At 51.6% G+C, this 15,206-nt stretch carries 18 protein-coding genes; 4 read left to right on the top strand and 14 right to left on the bottom strand.

The annotated features are described in order from the left end of the window. Positions 1-273 precede the first annotated feature (273 nt). Complete coding sequence (locus tag WFJ73_RS14985) at positions 274-1,011, top strand: alpha/beta hydrolase family protein (protein ID WP_336773831.1); 738 nt, start codon at positions 274-276, stop codon at positions 1,009-1,011. Positions 1,012-1,024: 13 nt separating this feature from the next. Here the strand turns inward: WFJ73_RS14985 and WFJ73_RS14980 are convergent, their stop codons facing one another. The 3 genes from WFJ73_RS14980 to WFJ73_RS14970 are packed head-to-tail and all read right to left on the bottom strand — an operon-like array spanning position 1,025 to position 3,736. Further along, a complete protein-coding gene (locus WFJ73_RS14980) occupies positions 1,025-1,657 on the bottom strand; it encodes a bifunctional 4-hydroxy-2-oxoglutarate aldolase/2-dehydro-3-deoxy-phosphogluconate aldolase (protein ID WP_336773830.1) in 633 nt (210 codons plus the stop codon). Positions 1,658-1,671: 14 nt separating this feature from the next. Further along, a complete protein-coding gene (gene mutY / locus WFJ73_RS14975) occupies positions 1,672-2,838 on the bottom strand; it encodes an A/G-specific adenine glycosylase (RefSeq protein ID WP_336773829.1) in 1,167 nt (388 codons plus the stop codon). 4 nt (positions 2,839-2,842) lie between these two features. Then, positions 2,843-3,736, bottom strand: a complete 894-nt coding sequence (locus WFJ73_RS14970) for a helix-turn-helix transcriptional regulator (RefSeq protein ID WP_336773828.1) — start codon at positions 3,734-3,736, stop codon at positions 2,843-2,845. Between the two features lie 120 nt (positions 3,737-3,856). Between WFJ73_RS14970 and WFJ73_RS14965 the strand changes: the two genes are divergently transcribed. Continuing rightward, entirely contained in the window at positions 3,857-4,204 is a 348-nt protein-coding gene (locus tag WFJ73_RS14965; RefSeq protein WP_336773827.1) for a c-type cytochrome, read from the top strand. 76 nt (positions 4,205-4,280) lie between these two features. Here the strand turns inward: WFJ73_RS14965 and acpS are convergent, their stop codons facing one another. The 7 genes from acpS to WFJ73_RS14930 form a co-directional block, all read right to left on the bottom strand. Continuing rightward, entirely contained in the window at positions 4,281-4,676 is a 396-nt protein-coding gene (acpS, locus tag WFJ73_RS14960) for a holo-ACP synthase (protein ID WP_336773826.1), read from the bottom strand. Positions 4,677-4,684: 8 nt separating this feature from the next. Further along, positions 4,685-5,494, bottom strand: coding sequence for an ammonia-dependent NAD(+) synthetase (gene nadE / locus WFJ73_RS14955; RefSeq protein ID WP_336773825.1), 810 nt, complete (start codon positions 5,492-5,494; stop codon positions 4,685-4,687). A 30-nt stretch (positions 5,495-5,524) separates the two neighbouring features. Then, entirely contained in the window at positions 5,525-5,959 is a 435-nt protein-coding gene (locus WFJ73_RS14950) for a BrxA/BrxB family bacilliredoxin (RefSeq protein WP_127491824.1), read from the bottom strand. Positions 5,960-6,042: 83 nt separating this feature from the next. Beyond that, on the bottom strand, positions 6,043-6,420 hold the full coding sequence (locus tag WFJ73_RS14945; RefSeq protein WP_336773824.1) for a DUF3905 domain-containing protein: 378 nt from the start codon (positions 6,418-6,420) through the stop codon (positions 6,043-6,045). An 11-nt stretch (positions 6,421-6,431) separates the two neighbouring features. After that, entirely contained in the window at positions 6,432-6,563 is a 132-nt protein-coding gene (locus tag WFJ73_RS14940; RefSeq protein ID WP_336773823.1) for a hypothetical protein, read from the bottom strand. A 66-nt stretch (positions 6,564-6,629) separates the two neighbouring features. Beyond that, the gene (locus WFJ73_RS14935) at positions 6,630-8,297 is read right to left on the bottom strand and encodes an ATP-binding protein (protein WP_336773822.1); all 1,668 of its coding nucleotides are present in this window, start codon (positions 8,295-8,297) and stop codon (positions 6,630-6,632) included. Positions 8,298-8,396: 99 nt separating this feature from the next. Continuing rightward, complete coding sequence (locus tag WFJ73_RS14930; RefSeq protein WP_336773821.1) at positions 8,397-9,233, bottom strand: alpha/beta hydrolase; 837 nt, start codon at positions 9,231-9,233, stop codon at positions 8,397-8,399. A gap of 115 nt (positions 9,234-9,348) precedes the next feature. Here WFJ73_RS14930 and WFJ73_RS14925 point away from each other — a divergent pair, with 115 nt between their 5' ends. Next, positions 9,349-10,629 carry an NAD(P)/FAD-dependent oxidoreductase gene (locus WFJ73_RS14925; RefSeq protein WP_336773820.1) on the top strand — a complete coding sequence of 427 codons (1,281 nt, stop codon included), beginning with the start codon at positions 9,349-9,351 and terminating at the stop codon, positions 10,627-10,629. Between the two features lie 27 nt (positions 10,630-10,656). Here the strand turns inward: WFJ73_RS14925 and WFJ73_RS14920 are convergent, their stop codons facing one another. Then, positions 10,657-11,052, bottom strand: a complete 396-nt coding sequence (locus tag WFJ73_RS14920) for a hypothetical protein (RefSeq protein ID WP_336773819.1) — start codon at positions 11,050-11,052, stop codon at positions 10,657-10,659. 191 nt (positions 11,053-11,243) lie between these two features. Here WFJ73_RS14920 and WFJ73_RS14915 point away from each other — a divergent pair, with 191 nt between their 5' ends. Further along, positions 11,244-12,131 carry a helix-turn-helix domain-containing protein gene (locus WFJ73_RS14915; protein ID WP_336773818.1) on the top strand — a complete coding sequence of 296 codons (888 nt, stop codon included), beginning with the start codon at positions 11,244-11,246 and terminating at the stop codon, positions 12,129-12,131. A 7-nt stretch (positions 12,132-12,138) separates the two neighbouring features. Here the strand turns inward: WFJ73_RS14915 and WFJ73_RS14910 are convergent, their stop codons facing one another. From WFJ73_RS14910 to WFJ73_RS14900, 3 genes are all read right to left on the bottom strand, one after another. Next, the gene (locus WFJ73_RS14910; RefSeq protein ID WP_336773817.1) at positions 12,139-13,869 is read right to left on the bottom strand and encodes a methyl-accepting chemotaxis protein; all 1,731 of its coding nucleotides are present in this window, start codon (positions 13,867-13,869) and stop codon (positions 12,139-12,141) included. 318 nt (positions 13,870-14,187) lie between these two features. Beyond that, positions 14,188-14,940, bottom strand: coding sequence for a twin-arginine translocase subunit TatC (gene tatC / locus WFJ73_RS14905; protein ID WP_336773816.1), 753 nt, complete (start codon positions 14,938-14,940; stop codon positions 14,188-14,190). Continuing rightward, complete coding sequence (locus WFJ73_RS14900; protein WP_336773815.1) at positions 14,937-15,167, bottom strand: MerR family transcriptional regulator; 231 nt, start codon at positions 15,165-15,167, stop codon at positions 14,937-14,939. Before WFJ73_RS14900 ends, tatC begins: the two co-directional genes overlap by 4 nt. Between the last annotated feature and the right edge of the window lie 39 nt (positions 15,168-15,206).

The raw sequence follows: 15,206 nt of genomic DNA, 5'->3' as shown, positions 1-15,206 counted from the left end.
AATTATTAAAAAACTTTATTTTCAATTAAAGAACTTTATATATTTATACCGCTTGTCTGAGTAAATGCTCATAGAGTCACCGCATTGTAATGTTCTTGTAACACTGCACTCAGACTCCTTTCATTTACGCAATCTATACTAATAGACATGACCCCCCTTTATTATATTTCTCTCTTGCAGCCTGCGGCCCCGTGCCGCAGGCACTTTGTTTTTATAGGGAGAGCATGGTAGTCTAATGAGGTGAGCTTACATAAGAACGGGGGCAGTAAAAGAATGAGCGGCACTAATCATAAGGTAGTCCGTCTTGCCGGCGTCGACTGTCTGCAGGTTGATCCCATCGGGCAATCGGGGGGAACCGTCATTTTATATCATGGCTGGGGCTCCACGCAGGAAAGCTATTTATTTTTCGCATCCATCGTATCGGGCTGGGGTTATACGGTCATCGTTCCGGAGCTCCTCCATCACGGCTATCGAGGCGCTTTGAATTATGCGGATCCCGCCGTGCTCGAACAGAGCTTCCTGGAGATTGTACTGCAAGGCTCCAAGGAAGCCGTGGAAATGGCTGAACAGCTTGGCGAGCCAAGCGGCGGCAAAATCGGCATTATCGGACATTCGGCTGGAGGTTTCGTGGCAGCGGGAGCCTTCGCAAAAAATACGGATGTTGCGGCAGCCGTCGTTATTAACGGCTCTTGCGCATGGACGGAGTTTTATGAAGCGTATCTGAAATACGCCGGAAAGCCGGCTTTAGGGGAAGAAGAACGTATCGCTCTCGCGAAGCATGATCCGATCTCTTTATTAAATTTCGAGGATGAGAGAGGATTGTTGCTGCTGCACGGAAAAGAGGATACAACGGTACCGATTCACAGCCAGCGTTATTTTATGGATAAAAAGGCCTGCGCCGCTCCCGAGCGTCTCCGTATGGTCGAGTACAGCGGAGTCAACCATCAGATCACGCTCAAGATGCTGGAGCAGGCCAAGCTATGGCTGGACAGCCATCTTCGGGCAAACTAATATTCAGCAGCGTCTACAGCTTGCTTACGGCCTCAACAAACTGGCGTGCGCGACCCGTTATCAGATCGAATCTGCCCTCGCGCACCCAGTCCAGATTCAGCAGCTTGCCGCCCATTCCGACAGCATTGGCACCCGCGGCAAAATAATCGGCGATATTGTGCAAGTCTACGCCGCCGGTCGCCATAATCGGTATGGAATCAAGAGGTCCGCGGATTTCCGATAAGTATTTGGTGCCAAGCGTTCCCATCGGGAACAGCTTTACCGCTTCGGCGCCGGCCTTCCAGGCTTTTACGATTTCCGTCGGGGTCATGACGCCCGGCCATACCGAAACTCCTCTTTCCTGTCCGTAGGCGATAACTTCTTCATCGAGGTTCGGCGAGATCAGGAATTGCGCGCCAGCGGCAACGGCCGTCTTCGCCATCTCCATATCCAGCACGGTGCCCGCTCCTACCGAGGCCTGTCCGTCAAAGCGGCTGCGCCAACGCTCGATCATCACGGCTGCGCCAGGCGTGTTCATCGTAATTTCCATCAGACGAATGCCGCCGTCTATCATAGCTTGTCCGGCAGCATCCGCTTGATGGTCTTCAATGCCTCTCAAAATCGCCACAATCTTGTGCTCAAGCAGCAACTCCAGCATCTTACTCATCTCAACCGTCCCCTTTACGTCCAATATTCCCGCAATATGCGAATGAATAAATTCGGAAAAGCCAATGTTTCCATATCCTCAGGACCAATCCATCGATATTCGCCTTGCTTCCCGCCTGCTTCGTAAGCGGCCGCAGTCTCGGCAGCCCCAGCAAGTGTACCAAGGTCGGCCAGGTAAATTCTCATTTTCCAATGAATATGGCTGAATACATGATCCGCATCCATAAACCAGCGCTCCGGACGAATCAGGAGGCCTGTCTCTTCTTCCATCGACCGGGTCAACCACTCGCCCGCAGCCGCCGTACTGCCGTCTGTCTCGGGAGCGGCATCAACGATTTTCTCCTGCTCCTTCGGCACAAGCAAATGAGGAAGCTCCCACATTTGCGCGAGCAATCCGGTCTCCGGACGCTGGCGCACCAGAATCTTGCCTTCATTCACGCCCGTACCGGCAATAATCGCGGCAACCCGCTTCTCCCCACGGGGCGGCTTCGCCTTTGTCTTAATAGGCAGCTCCGTTTCACGGCCGGCAAGACGGGCCTCGCAATGCTCCATTACCGGACATGGCAGGCAGCTTGGCGATTTTGGCGTACAGACAAGCGCTCCAAGCTCCATCAGCGCCTGGTTGAAATCGCCGGCAGCTCCTTCCGGAATGAGCGATACCGCAAGCTTTTCGATACCGATGCGTGTCGCAGGCTTCGCAATATCGTCCTCCAGGCAGAAGTACCTCGACAAAACCCGCATGACGTTGCCGTCTACCGCAGGCTCCGGCCGGTTAAAGGCAATACTCATAATCGCGCCGGTTGTATAAGGGCCAACGCCTTTAAGCCCCGCCACCGCCACTTTATCATCCGGTACTACGCCGCCGTACCGTTCGACAACTTCGCGTGCGCCAGCCTGCAAATTGCGGGCGCGCGAATAATAACCGAGTCCTTCCCAGCACTTCAGCACTTCCGGCTCAGGCGCTTCGGCAAGCGCGCGTACCGTAGGGAATTTATTCATAAACCGCTCGTAGTAAGGAATTACCGTATCCACCCGAGTCTGCTGCAGCATAATTTCCGATACCCATACGCGGTATGGATCCTGATTCATCCGCCAAGGCAGATCCCGCTTAATTCTCCGGTACCAGGCAAGCAGCTCGCGGCTGAAGTAAGCCTTTGCCTCTTCCTTATTAATCGCTTCCATTTGTCTAGTTGTTCACCTCTTTGTGTTCGGCAGCCTCCAGAGCCTTCGGAAGCTCCTGCTTCATAAACCGGCGGTATTGCTTCGGCGTTATTCCGGTATGCCGCTTAAGCAGCCTTGGCAAATAATGATTCAGCATTCCTACCTTGCCGGCAATTTCGGATATCGGCAAATCCGTCTCCTTAAGCAGCTTTTTGGCCAGCTCAAGACGCCGCTCGGTTACGTATTGAATCGGCGAGCAGCCCATGATCGATTTGAAGGAGGTAATCAAATAATTGGGATGAAGATAGGCAACTTTAGCCAGATCCTCGATTTGAATGTTATGATGCAAATTTTGTTCGATGTATAAGAGGACATCATCCCATTTTTCTTTTCCAACCTCATTGCCGATAAAATAAGCATCATTCAAATCATCCCAGGAGCTATGATCTAATAGATACGCTATCAGCTCCAGTATGCCGGAATGCAGCCTGAGATTGGTCGATACGGTCGGGAACTCTTGAGCTTGAATCATTTTTTGCATAATTTCAACCACATGACTCTCATCCTGAATGGCAACGGATGAGGAATAAGGAAGCTTCGGAAGCTTCATAAACTTCATATCATCCGCATTCCGAACACGGAAATGACACCAATAGGCCTTAATCTTTTGCTTGATCGCAATATTATAACTGAGTTTCTGCTTTGGGCGAAGCACGTAAATTCTACCCGGCGTCAGATCGTAGCCTACTCCCTTTGTCTCGAGAACAGCATGTCCCTCCAATAGATAGAAAACTCTGTAATAATCGATTTCATCATTGTTGTTCAGCCAGCCGGCTTCCCTCTCCGAATAAGCAGCCATAATGACGTCGATCTTCAAATGATCGAATTGTCTTTGTAATATCTGTATTTTCGTATCCATGACTACCCCTGTTGTCTGGCTTTCGCAAATTATTTACTCTATTATATAAGCAATAAAGATAAAATCATATTGGTAATCTTTTTAGATTTATTATAATCTGGACACGAAAGAAGGAAAATCATGCTAGCAAAAGGATTGATTGCTTCCTCCGTTCTCGCCGTACTTCTCGCTGCCTGCGGCAGCGGCGGTTCCGGTTCCGGCTCTGCGATCTCCACCAGCCATATGGATGCTCCCGGGAAGACCGGAGCTGTATATAAAGCGAACTGCGTCAGCTGTCACGGCTCCGATCTGCAGGGGCGGATGGGAGCGCAAACAAATCTTCAACAAGTAGGCGCGCGCATGACCGAACCCGAGATTGTCGAGCAGATCAAGCATGGCGGATCCTCGATGCCGCCTTTCGAGGATCGTCTGACGGACGAGCAAATTGCCGGTCTGGCAGCCTGGCTGGCAGGCAAGAAAAAAGATTAACTCATGCAGACGAAAAGGCTGAACCGGTATCCAGCTTAAACAGCCGCTTACCGATCAGCCTTTTCTATTATTTCATCTATACCGTCTGCTCCACAATCGCCACCGCAGACGCAATCGCGCGATCGTGAGTAATCGTAATATGAATGCGATGCCCATCCGGCGTCAGTTCAAGCCTCTCCCAGGCACCGCCGGATAACGTACACTCCGGCTTCCCTTCGGGTCCGCGCAAAATATCGATATCGGTAAACCCGACTTTGGCTCCGATTCCGCAGCCCAAAGCCTTCACTACGGCTTCCTTCGCCGCGAATCTACCCGCCGTAAATTGCGCCAGACGCTTGCCCTCATAGCTGCCGGCCAGATCCCGCTCCCGACTCGTTAATATCCGTTCTAGGAACCGGGCTCCCGCTTTGCTCGCAAGCAGTGCCTCAATCCGGTCCATATCCGTAACGTCATGTCCGACTCCTGCTATCATCGCTTGAATCAGATCCCCGGAATCGGGGAGCGTTTATGCTCGGTACGCAAATATTTCTTCTCGAGCTTCGCTTTCGCTTCCGCTCCGATCTCTTTGCCTTCGAGATAAGCGCTGTTCTCGTCATACAGAATGCCAAGCTCCGATTCGTCGGTCTGCCCTTCCCAAAGTCCGGCAGTTGGCGCTTTGTCCAGAATGCTCTGAGGTACGCCAAGCACGCTTGCAAGCTGGCGGACCTGACGCTTGTTTAACGAGCTGAGCGGCGTAATATCAACCGCACCGTCGCCCCATTTCGTAAAGAAGCCGGTGATGGCTTCAGACGCATGGTCCGTGCCAACAACAAGCAGGTTGAGATCAAAAGCAAGCGCGTATTGGACAACCATCCGCGTTCTTGCTTTTACGTTTCCTTTGCCGCCGCGGCTCAGATGGCGGTGAATCCCGATTGCTTTAAGCGCATGCTCGGTTTCCAGCGCGATTTCGTCCACCGCTTCGCCGATATTCGTCTCCACCTTATGCTTCAGCTGAAACGCTTCCGCCGTCGCATAGCTGTCCTCAATATCGACCTGCTCCCCGTAAGGCTGAAACACGCCAAGCGTCATATACTCCCGGCCGGTCTCGGCAGACAATTCATCCGTTGCCATCTTGCAGAGGCCAGTCGTAACCGCGCTGTCGATCCCGCCGCTAATCGCAATCAAGAGGCCCGTTGTACCGGACTTCTTCACGTACTCCTTCAAGAAGTCGACGCGCTTGCGGATCTCCGCAGCAGGATCAATCTCCGGCTGTACGCCGAAGCGCTCGATTATTTCCTGTTGTAAACTCATAGCCCAGGCTCCCCCTACTCCACCTGCCGATTAACGGCAGTAACGGTCAAAAGCTTCAGTCAGATCAGCCGCGATTTCGGCAGCGGAACGGTTCTCGATTTGATGGCGTTCGATGAAATGAACCAGCTCGCCGTCTTTCATCAGAGCGATCGAAGGAGAAGACGGCGGATACGGAGCAAAGTACTCGCGTGCTTTCGCCGTTGCTTCTTTATCTTGACCGGCAAATACGGTATACAAGTGATCCGGCGTAATATCGTGCTGCAGCGCTTCGGCTACGCCCGGACGGCATTGACCAGCCGCACAGCCGCATACCGAGTTAACGACAACAAGCGTAGTGCCTTTAGCATCAGGAATCGCATCCGCAACTTCCTCAGGCGTGCGAAGCTCTTTGATCCCGATCCGGGTCAGATCATCGCGCATTGGTTGAACCATATCCAGCATATATCTCTCAAATGACATAGACATTTGAAAACACTCTCCTTTTTAATAACCTAAATTTAGTTACTATTATACCGCCCGCGATGAAAATAAAGCAACCGGAGCAAATGTCACTCCGGTTGCTTTTGCGGCGCTTCCTCCGAGTCAGGAATAGGATCTCCGGCCCGGTAGGCGCTGTTTTTGTCCTGATGCATAAAAATCCCCGACTGGGGCGCGATTCCCCGTTCGAAATAGTCCCGGTTCTCGGCAGTCTGGAAACCGATATCCTTAAAAGGATGAACCCACTGGTCGCCGGCCATAACGGCCGGATCCGTCTCGGTGCTCCATTCATTAAGCGGCGAATTCGGCGAATCATAGTCGTGATCGCCGATCACTACGCCATGCTCGTTGACGAACGGCTCGCGCGGGCCTCTTCCCTCGCGGAATTCCGGAAGGAAGGAGATTTCGAACGGATCAAGCGACGGATCGTCCTCTTTGCCCTTGCTCATTAGCCGTTCCTTTAGATCGAAGGGCGGTTCGGCCCGTCCAGCTTTTTATCGTAGCCGGCTTCGCCAGGGGCAGCTGCTCCGGCTTTATTTTTGCTTGCTTGCTCGGTTTGTTCAATTGAGTTGCCTTGTTTATTTTTCACCATCGTAGTTGTCCTCCCGTGTATAGCTGATTGTACGAACTACGATAGTATGCGCGTCCGGCATAAGCTTTATGTTTCTTCTCCCCTTAGGCCGACTGCTTGGAAAAACGAGACGATAAACGTCGTTCCGACGCCTTGCTCGGATTCGACGTTGATCCGGCCGTTATGACGTTCGGCAATGCTGACGCAAAGCGGAAGCCCCAGACCCGTTCCTTGCGTCTTCGTCGAGAAGAACGGATCGAAGATGCGCTGCTTTTGCTCGTCGGAGATACCCACGCCTTGATCCTGTATGCGAAGGACGATCTCCTCTTTTTCTTCTATGTATGCCGTGTGGATGGACAGGCGGCCTTTCTCGCTCATCGCCTCCATCCCGTTGCGCGCCAGATTGAGGAGCAGCTGCTTGATCTCTTTCTCATTCAGATGAATGGCAGGCATGAAATCGCATAGCTCAACCTCAATCGTCTGACCCCGCAGATTGGCGTCGGCATTTAATAACGGAATCATTTCCCGGATAATATCATGCAGCGAGCTCGCTTCCATCGTAAGCGCCCGGTTCTGGGCTAGGGACAGGAAGTCGCTTATGATGGTATTCGCCCGGTCCAGCTCGTCCATCACGATACCGTAATAGGCCTGCTGATTTTCCGGGCTCCGTTCCCGCATCAGCTGCACAAAGCCGCGGATAACCGCCATGGGATTGCGAATCTCATGCGTAATGCTTGCCGCCATCTGCCCAATTAGACTAAGACGCTCCATTCTGCCAACCTCGCTGCGCAGCAGCGCCAGCTCCGTTATGTCATGCGCGGTGAGGACTGCCCCCGTAATGGAATCCGTTTGAAGGTTCCGGATGCAAAAGGCGGTCTTGAGCAGCGTTCTGCCATTCTCCACCTGCGGATACTCATGAACAAGACTTTGCCCGTTTAGCGCCTCGCGCAGCAGCTTCGCATTGGAGTCCTCAAGCCCGTTATCAAAAAACTCATAGAAATATTGGCCGACGATATGTTGTCCGCCAGCGAGCATCTGAACCCCCATCTCGTTCAGATGCGTGATTTTGCCGTGTTGGTTAACCAGAACAACCGCAATCTTCGTCTGATTGATAAACTGCTCAAGCTTCTCCACTTCCTGCCGGTAGCTCTGCGACACCCGCTTCACATCGTAATGCAATTGAGCGTTTTCTTTAAACGTCTCTATCGTGTACACCGAAATCCACGAGGAAATGACCGTCATCACGACAGTAAGGAATGCCAGCAGCACAAATTCGAGATTGATCGGCATGCTTGTCGTAACTGCAGCAACCGTGAAGGACAAAACAACAAATGCGCACATCACCACGATGAGCTGCATGACGATTCTGATCTTGCGCCGTCGGTCTGCCCGCTGGAACGCTTTTATAATAGACGGCATAAAGACAACGTAGACTAGCATGAAAGAGACAAACACCACCGTCTCCCCCATACTGTCGAGAGATTCGATCCGAAGTGCCGTATATACACCGCTTAGCAGCAATAAAAAGTATGGTCCGCCGTATAAAGAACCGATTAACAAAGGCATAAGCCGAAAATTAAGTTCGCAGCCGTAATAGTCCCTCGTAAACAACATGCACAATGCCATCGCAATACAGCTGGACAGCCCTATAATAACGGGAATTCTCCGCCAATGGCGGTTCGAATTATGCCATAACTGAAAGGCAAAGGCAGGTACTAGCGTAATAAAGAATTGTAACAGCAATTCTTTCAACACGAACGATCAGTCTCCCAACGAAAACACGTCATGTTATGAAAAATACCCTGTCTTCACCTATTCACCTGATAGTCCGATTAAATCACAACTCTCATTATTTTACAATCGCCTTCCCAGCCAATTGGAAATAATATTTAATAAATGAACGGCGTAGATATCGTTATGCAATTCATGGTATCCACCCTCGTATTTAACAAATTTGCAGCTGTCCCCAAGGCGCTCCGCTACCTCCTTGCTCGCCTCAAACGAGGTCACTTTATCTCCTGTCCCGTGCACCAGCAGCACCGGAACATGCAGCTCGTCACTATGCATAATAGCCCATTCGCCGGCATCCGTCATGATGTGAAAGGTCCTAATTGTAATGGCGCTATGGCATAGAGGGTCTCCGAGGAACGTGACCGCTTGATCATAACCGGGGCGATACAGATCGTCGGGACTGATCCCCGTTGACAGCGACAGCTTAGGCGCAAAGCGCACAATCAATCTGGCCAGTGCCTTCATAACGGCATTGGGGCCTTTCGCCAGACGCAGCCACGGGCTGCTCAGAATGAGACCGTCAATAGAAGGTTTAAGTCGCAGCGCGGAATTGAGCGCTACGTTGCCGCCCATGCTGTGGCCGTAAAGAAAGCAAGGAAGCAACGGGTGCCGGTCTTTGGCCTGCTCAAGCAATAGCCCTGTGTTATGGACCGCCGTTTCTATAGAAGAAAGATGTCCGCGTTTTCCCGCGGAACGGCCATGTCCCTCCTGGTCGTGAGCAAGCACCGCATAACCGTCGCTTGTAAGCCGCTCCGCAACCGCCGAATACCGTTCCCCATGCTCTCCCATGCCGTGCACAATGCAAACCGCGGCTTTTGGCTCCCGGTTATCCGGCAGCCATTCTCTTGCGTAAATTTCGATCCCGTTCGCCCCGCTGAACCGCCAATCCGTACGCTCCATGCGTTGTTCGCTCCTTTATGGGTTTAAAGTTGTCATCATTATATTTCAATAAATAAGAAAAAGAATGTTACAATACGTTAAAGAAGAAAACGTATGAGTCAGGAGCAATGTAACGATGTTCGATGTAATTATTATCGGCGGCGGGCCGTCCGGTCTGATGGCCGCCGTTGCCGCCAGCGGCGCTGGCGCGTCTACCCTTCTTATCGATAAAGGGGACAAGCTTGGACGCAAGCTGGGCATTTCCGGCGGAGGCCGCTGCAACGTAACCAACGCCAATGAAATGGATGAACTGATCCGTAATATTCCCGGAAACGGGAGGTTTCTGTTCAGCGCTCTAAATCAATTCGGCAACCGGGAGATTATTGCCTTCTTTGAAGGGATGGGCATTGCTTTGAAAGAAGAGGACCGAGGGCGGATGTTCCCGGTATCGGACAAAGCGAAGACGGTTGTAGATGCTCTGATCCGGAAGGTGAAGGAGCAAGGCGTGGAGATCCGAACGAATATGCCGGTGAAGGAAGTGCTGTACGAGAACGGCGCCGTTACCGGCATCAGACTCGCTTCCAACGAAATTATCCATACCAAGTCCGTCGTTGTCGCTACCGGCGGAAAGTCCGTTCCGCATACGGGCTCAACGGGCGATGGCTATCCATGGGCGAAAAAAGCCGGGCATACGATTACCGATCTATACCCGACGGAGGTGCCTCTCACCTCGGCAGAGCCATGGATTCGCAGCAAGGAGCTGCAAGGTCTGTCGCTCCGAGACGTTACGCTGACCGTATGGAATGCCAAGAATAAGAAGCTTGTCTCCCATGAAGGCGATATGATCTTTACTCATTTCGGCTTATCCGGACCGGCGGCGCTGCGCTGCAGCCAGTTTGTCGTTAAGGAGCTGAGGAAAGCTTCCGAAAGCGAGGGAGGCAGACAGACGGCCCTCGTTACCATTGATCTGCTACCGGACCGTACGGAGGCCGAAATCTTCGACGAGACGCTGAAACTAGCCAAGCTTGATCCCAAGAAGGCTGTCAAAAACGTGCTGAAAGGCTATGTGCAGGAAAGATTGCTCGAGCTCCTGCTGCGACAATGCGAGCTTAACGGCGATATCACGTACGACAACATTCCGAAGGAACCATGGCGCGAGCTGGCCAAACGGATGAAGCAATTCCCCGTGGCGGTTAACGGAACTTTGTCGATCGAGGAAGCTTTCGTAACTGGCGGCGGGGTGCATCTGAAGGAGATCGATCCAAAAACGATGCAGTCGAAGCTCGCCCAAGGGCTTTACTTCTGCGGGGAAGTGCTCGATATTCACGGCTATACGGGAGGCTACAATATTACGGCCGCATTTACGACGGGCCACAGCGCAGGAACAAGCGCGGCATCGGCTGCTTTAAGCAGCTGAAGCCGCGCTTTTCCTTTTTTGCCCCTATTACGTGTGCACATCTCCCGAGAAGTGGCTGTATTCACCGGGATCCGGCAAAAACTCATTGCTCGTATCCGCATCGTCATCCCAATTGTGCAGGTCTGCTGCTTCCTCTGCCCCAACCCAATCCTCATTCACGATATGAGCCGGAATCGTAATGGCATTCAGGGAATAAGCCGTATCCGTGACAGCCTCGTTCTGGATCGCAGACTGATCCACCAATTGGCCGCCATGAGACATGGCAATCTCCAGCGCCGAGGTCAAGTCGCTGCCGTCCACATGAATATGCAGTCGGTTGCCCTCATGCATTAACGGCTCGTATCCAAGCTCCTGCAGGGTATCCCGCGCAAGCGCAGCGCTAAAGGAGTCAGCGAAATCAAATAAAATAGCCGAACTCATCATCTCATCTCCTTCGATAGGCTTCCAATATATTAAGATTCCCTAACATTCCCCACTTTTATGAATGAAAGGTGTTGTCATTTCAACAAAACTTTATATAATTTAAGTTATACCCTTATACGTTAGGTTTATTTACACCATACGTCATATTATAGCGACAATCACATAATAACTTCCAGGAAGGTGACAAAACTATGGAGAACGTGTTTTATTTGCTGGCTGATCCGATGTTTATCGTTGAGCTTGAGCATAATCGATGGTATATACGTGACATTAATTATGCCTTTACCAAGCTGACCGGATACAAAAAAGCGGAGCTGATGGATGCAGACCCTGACGGGCTGTTAAGAAGGGGTTCCACCTTCAGCGGACTTATGACGCAGCTCAGCGAGGATCATGAACAGTCGCTCGAACAAGAGTTGATCTCCAAATCGACCACCTCCATTCCCGTACGCTTTACCAGCCGCCGATTGCCGTCAAGCGAACAGACTTGCTTCATTATAATCTGCAAGGATTTATCGGAGGAAAAATACATCGAAGAATATGCGATGGATAATCAAGTTCTGATGAGCGTTGGAATATCCGAGCAGTTCCGTATGACAAACGCAACCCGGTATTATTCGCCCTTCAAACCAATCAACCTGGTGAACCAGTCCGTATTCGATCATATCGCAGAAGAAAGCCGCAAACCGCTTCGCCGCATCATGGAATACGCGCGTGCTCACGGCACAACCGAGCAGACCGATGTGAGGCTGTATCTTGGCGATCAGCTTCGGATGACAACGGTTATTATCAAGCCCTTCTTCTACGGCAACAAAGAGTTCAAGGGTTATGTCGTTCTGCTGACCGGCACGCTTCAGTCGGCGCGGGAAGAGGATGCCGCCTACAAGCTTCGCATGCTGATGCTGAGCAAAAACATTACGGCTACCTCTTTGGCGCAATCAACCTTAATATCGCTTACGACCATCTCCAAAATCCGCAACGGCAAAATTAAAAAGCCCCAGCGTCTTACGGCCGAATTAATAGCCGGAGAACTGGGGGTAAAGCCGGAATCGATATGGAGCGGCTTTAAACGTTATTAGACGATTGTTAGAAACGGAACTTCATAACCAATTCGTTCAAATCTTGAGCGATATCGGTCAAACCGCCTGCGGCAGATGCAATTTCTTCAGCCGAGGCGGTTTGTTTGTCCGCGCTTTGCGCGACTTCCCTGGCAATATCGTAAGTACGGCGCGCGATTTCGGTCAGTTGATCGATAGAGGCGGACACCTCCTCCGAGCTTGCGGCAAGCTGCAAGGCAGCGTTCGCAACCTCGCCGATTTTGCCGGACACCTCTCCTGCCGCGGTCGTAATTTGACGGAAGGAGCGGCCCGCCGCGTTTACTTTTTCCAGACCCTTTATCGTTTCCGCTCGGCTAGCGCTCATTTTTTGAACGGTCAGGATCATATCTTCCTTAATCATGCCTATAGCACCGGCAATATCGGAAACGGAGGCCGCCGTCTGGACTGACAGCTTGCGAACCTCTTCCGCGACAACAGCAAAGCCTTTTCCCGCTTCACCCGCTCTTGACGCTTCAATTGCCGCATTAAGCGCGAGCAGATTAGTCTGCTTGGATATGGAGCCGATAAAATCGGTGATCCTGCCAATGTTGTTCATGCGGCTCTCGAGCAGCGCGACATGCTCGGATGCTGACTGAACGGTGCCATCGATGTCCGTCATCGTCCGGACAGCTTCTCCTATCGCCTCCGCCCCTTCCTTCGCCTGCAGCTCCGCATTTGCCGAGAGCTCCGCCGCGATAGAACTGCTTTCCGCAATTCGTTGCGTTCCATGAGCCATTTCTTCCGTTGAGCGGGAAATTTCCTCGAAGCTGTGGAGCTGCTCCTGCGAGCCCGATGCCGCTTCCCGGAACATAGCTGAAGCTTGCTCGACCGTGCCGGCATTTTGTTCGGAGGCCGCGAGCATCTCCTCCGAAGCCGCGGAGATGCTGGTTGAAGCCGTCTGCACGCTTTGCATCGTGGTCCGCAGAGAGTCAACCATCCCTTGCAGCGCTTGCACCATAACCCCTATCTCGTCGCTGCTCCTTACCTTCGGAATAGCAACCGAAAGCGAGCCCGCGGCCACTTCGGCAATAACATCCGAGGAGCGCTTGATTGGCAGGGAGATCGTCCGGCGCACGTAATAGAGCAGGGCGAGAACCAGGACAAGCGCGGCACCGAGACTCATGGCAATGGTCACTACCGCCTCGCGGTTAATCTTTTCGCTGGATTGCTCGGCAGCCTTCGCCCCTTCCTCGTTAATCCGGATAAGCGTGTTTATGTAAGACTGCATCGTACTGAAAGACTGCTCCGATGACATCAGGGAATCGCCGACCTGCTTCTCCTCCTCCAGATTGGAGTAACGGATGACATTCCGGTATAACGCCAGATAGGCCTTCCACTCCCCCTCCAGATTACGGGACAAATTCATGTCATCGCCCGATTTCGGAAGCGACATAAATTCCTGCAGCTTCTTTTGCAGAACAACGATCGTATATTCGCCGTCTTCCTCCAGCAGCTTGCGCTTCAGCGGATTGCCTTCCCACGCCATCTTGTATTGAATGGTCAGCATATGCTCGTTCAGATAATTGATTTCGTTAATGGCTTTGATATTAGCCAGCCACACCTGCGAGATCTCCTGCGCATTGCTTGTCAGCTTGCCCATCCGGTTAAAGCTGAGCGCGCCGTTCGCCGCCAAAATAATAACGATTGCAAGGAAGGATAATGTCAGCCTCTGGCTTACCGAGATTTTCCACTTCCATTTGTTTGTGAATGTTTGCGGCATATGTAGCCCTCCTCTGGACTCGCTCGATTATGATGTTAGTATACCTTACATGCAAATAACTACCAACTTCATAAGCATGCAGGAAATCCGTGATTTTGCCGTATTTGCTCGCTTTCTGTCTGCGGCAGTTCAGTTAGCGGATAAAAAGCAAAAGCTTTTAATCTTTTCCGCACAAGGTAAGATGACTTCGCTTTCTTTAGGCGTGGAGGCTCGTTTCAATCCGGAGAATTCTAAGCAAAGTTTATAAAAACCTATAAGCTCTTAGAAATTAACAATAGCCCTGGCTATAAGCCAAGGCTGTTAATGGTATGCTATGCTTTAAGCTCCGGAAACTTCCGCAAGGGCCGCGGCCTTTCTTTTTCCGTATACAATCCGTGACAAGAGAACGCTAATCTCGTACAAAACCACAAGAGGAACAAATACCATCAGATGGGAAATCAGCTCCGGCGGAGATATCAAGCTGGCTACGACGACTAGCACCAGATACGCGTATCTTCTCATTTTATGAAGAGCTTTAGGCGTCAGGATTCCAATCTTGGTCAGAAACATAACGATAACCGGCAGTTCGAATGCAATTGCGAGCGGCAGCACAATATTGAACATAAACCCGAAATACTGAGCAACCCCATACGTTTCTACAAGCTCCATGCTTTTTGTTATTTTGGAAGTGAAGGAGAAGCTCATCGGAAAAACCACAAAGTAACCGAAGGCCAGCCCTGTGAAAAAGCAGATCACGCTGTACGGCACATACCGCAAAGCGGCGTTCCGCTCTCCGGGATGGAGCCCCTGCTTCACAAAGCCCCACAGCTGGTACAAAATAAACGGCAGCGATACCGCCAAGGCGATTACGAGCGCAACCGACATATACATGCGGATGCCGTCCCATGGCGAGAATACGTTCCATGTCATTTCCGAGCCAGGCGGTACGCTTTTCAGATAACGAAGCACTTTCGGCGATAGATACAGTCCCCCTCCGAGCGACACCAGCACCACGATAAGAATCTTCCAGATCCGGCTGCGCAGCTCCGTCAAATGTCCAAGCAGCGTCATAGTCTCCTCGATCCCCTTCATTCGCCGCACAACCTTCCGGGCTTTCTCAGCTCAAAGGTATGGAAGCCGTCCCTCAGCTTGTCGTGAATCTCCTTCAGGCGGTCAACATCGTCAAAGGAATATTTGCGCGCGCCTCCTTTGCTCCTCACCGGAAAAACCAGCTGCTTCTCCTCGTAATATCGAATTTGTCTTTCCGTCAAACCAGTTAAGTCGCTAACGATTCCAATACTCATCACTTTGTCCTTCATCGTCTAACGCCTCCCTAACGGATATGTAATATTTTCTAA

This window comes from Paenibacillus sp. MMO-58, assembly GCF_037146255.1.
Taxonomy (GTDB): Bacteria; Bacillota; Bacilli; order Paenibacillales; family Paenibacillaceae; genus Pristimantibacillus.
Note: the sequence above shows the minus strand (reverse complement) of the source record. Positions and strands in the feature narration are given on the sequence as shown.

Excerpts from the sequence above, each read along its gene's own strand:
- WFJ73_RS14915 (WP_336773818.1), top strand. The coding sequence starts at position 11,244 with ATGGAGAACGTGTTTTATTTGCTGGCTGATCCGATGTTTATCGTTGAG.
- WFJ73_RS14970 (WP_336773828.1), bottom strand. The coding sequence starts at position 3,736 with ATGGATACGAAAATACAGATATTACAAAGACAATTCGATCATTTGAAG.
- WFJ73_RS14910 (WP_336773817.1), bottom strand. The coding sequence starts at position 13,869 with ATGCCGCAAACATTCACAAACAAATGGAAGTGGAAAATCTCGGTAAGC.
- WFJ73_RS14945 (WP_336773824.1), bottom strand. The coding sequence starts at position 6,420 with ATGAGCAAGGGCAAAGAGGACGATCCGTCGCTTGATCCGTTCGAAATC.
- WFJ73_RS14925 (WP_336773820.1), top strand. The coding sequence starts at position 9,349 with ATGTTCGATGTAATTATTATCGGCGGCGGGCCGTCCGGTCTGATGGCC.
- WFJ73_RS14900 (WP_336773815.1), bottom strand. The coding sequence starts at position 15,167 with ATGAAGGACAAAGTGATGAGTATTGGAATCGTTAGCGACTTAACTGGT.
- mutY (WP_336773829.1), bottom strand. The coding sequence starts at position 2,838 with ATGGAAGCGATTAATAAGGAAGAGGCAAAGGCTTACTTCAGCCGCGAG.
- WFJ73_RS14980 (WP_336773830.1), bottom strand. The coding sequence starts at position 1,657 with ATGAGTAAGATGCTGGAGTTGCTGCTTGAGCACAAGATTGTGGCGATT.
- WFJ73_RS14930 (WP_336773821.1), bottom strand. The coding sequence starts at position 9,233 with ATGGAGCGTACGGATTGGCGGTTCAGCGGGGCGAACGGGATCGAAATT.
- WFJ73_RS14985 (WP_336773831.1), top strand. The coding sequence starts at position 274 with ATGAGCGGCACTAATCATAAGGTAGTCCGTCTTGCCGGCGTCGACTGT.
- tatC (WP_336773816.1), bottom strand. The coding sequence starts at position 14,940 with ATGAAGGGGATCGAGGAGACTATGACGCTGCTTGGACATTTGACGGAG.
- acpS (WP_336773826.1), bottom strand. The coding sequence starts at position 4,676 with ATGATAGCAGGAGTCGGACATGACGTTACGGATATGGACCGGATTGAG.
- WFJ73_RS14950 (WP_127491824.1), bottom strand. The coding sequence starts at position 5,959 with ATGTCTATGTCATTTGAGAGATATATGCTGGATATGGTTCAACCAATG.
- WFJ73_RS14965 (WP_336773827.1), top strand. The coding sequence starts at position 3,857 with ATGCTAGCAAAAGGATTGATTGCTTCCTCCGTTCTCGCCGTACTTCTC.
- WFJ73_RS14920 (WP_336773819.1), bottom strand. The coding sequence starts at position 11,052 with ATGATGAGTTCGGCTATTTTATTTGATTTCGCTGACTCCTTTAGCGCT.
- WFJ73_RS14940 (WP_336773823.1), bottom strand. The coding sequence starts at position 6,563 with ATGGTGAAAAATAAACAAGGCAACTCAATTGAACAAACCGAGCAAGCA.
- nadE (WP_336773825.1), bottom strand. The coding sequence starts at position 5,494 with ATGAGTTTACAACAGGAAATAATCGAGCGCTTCGGCGTACAGCCGGAG.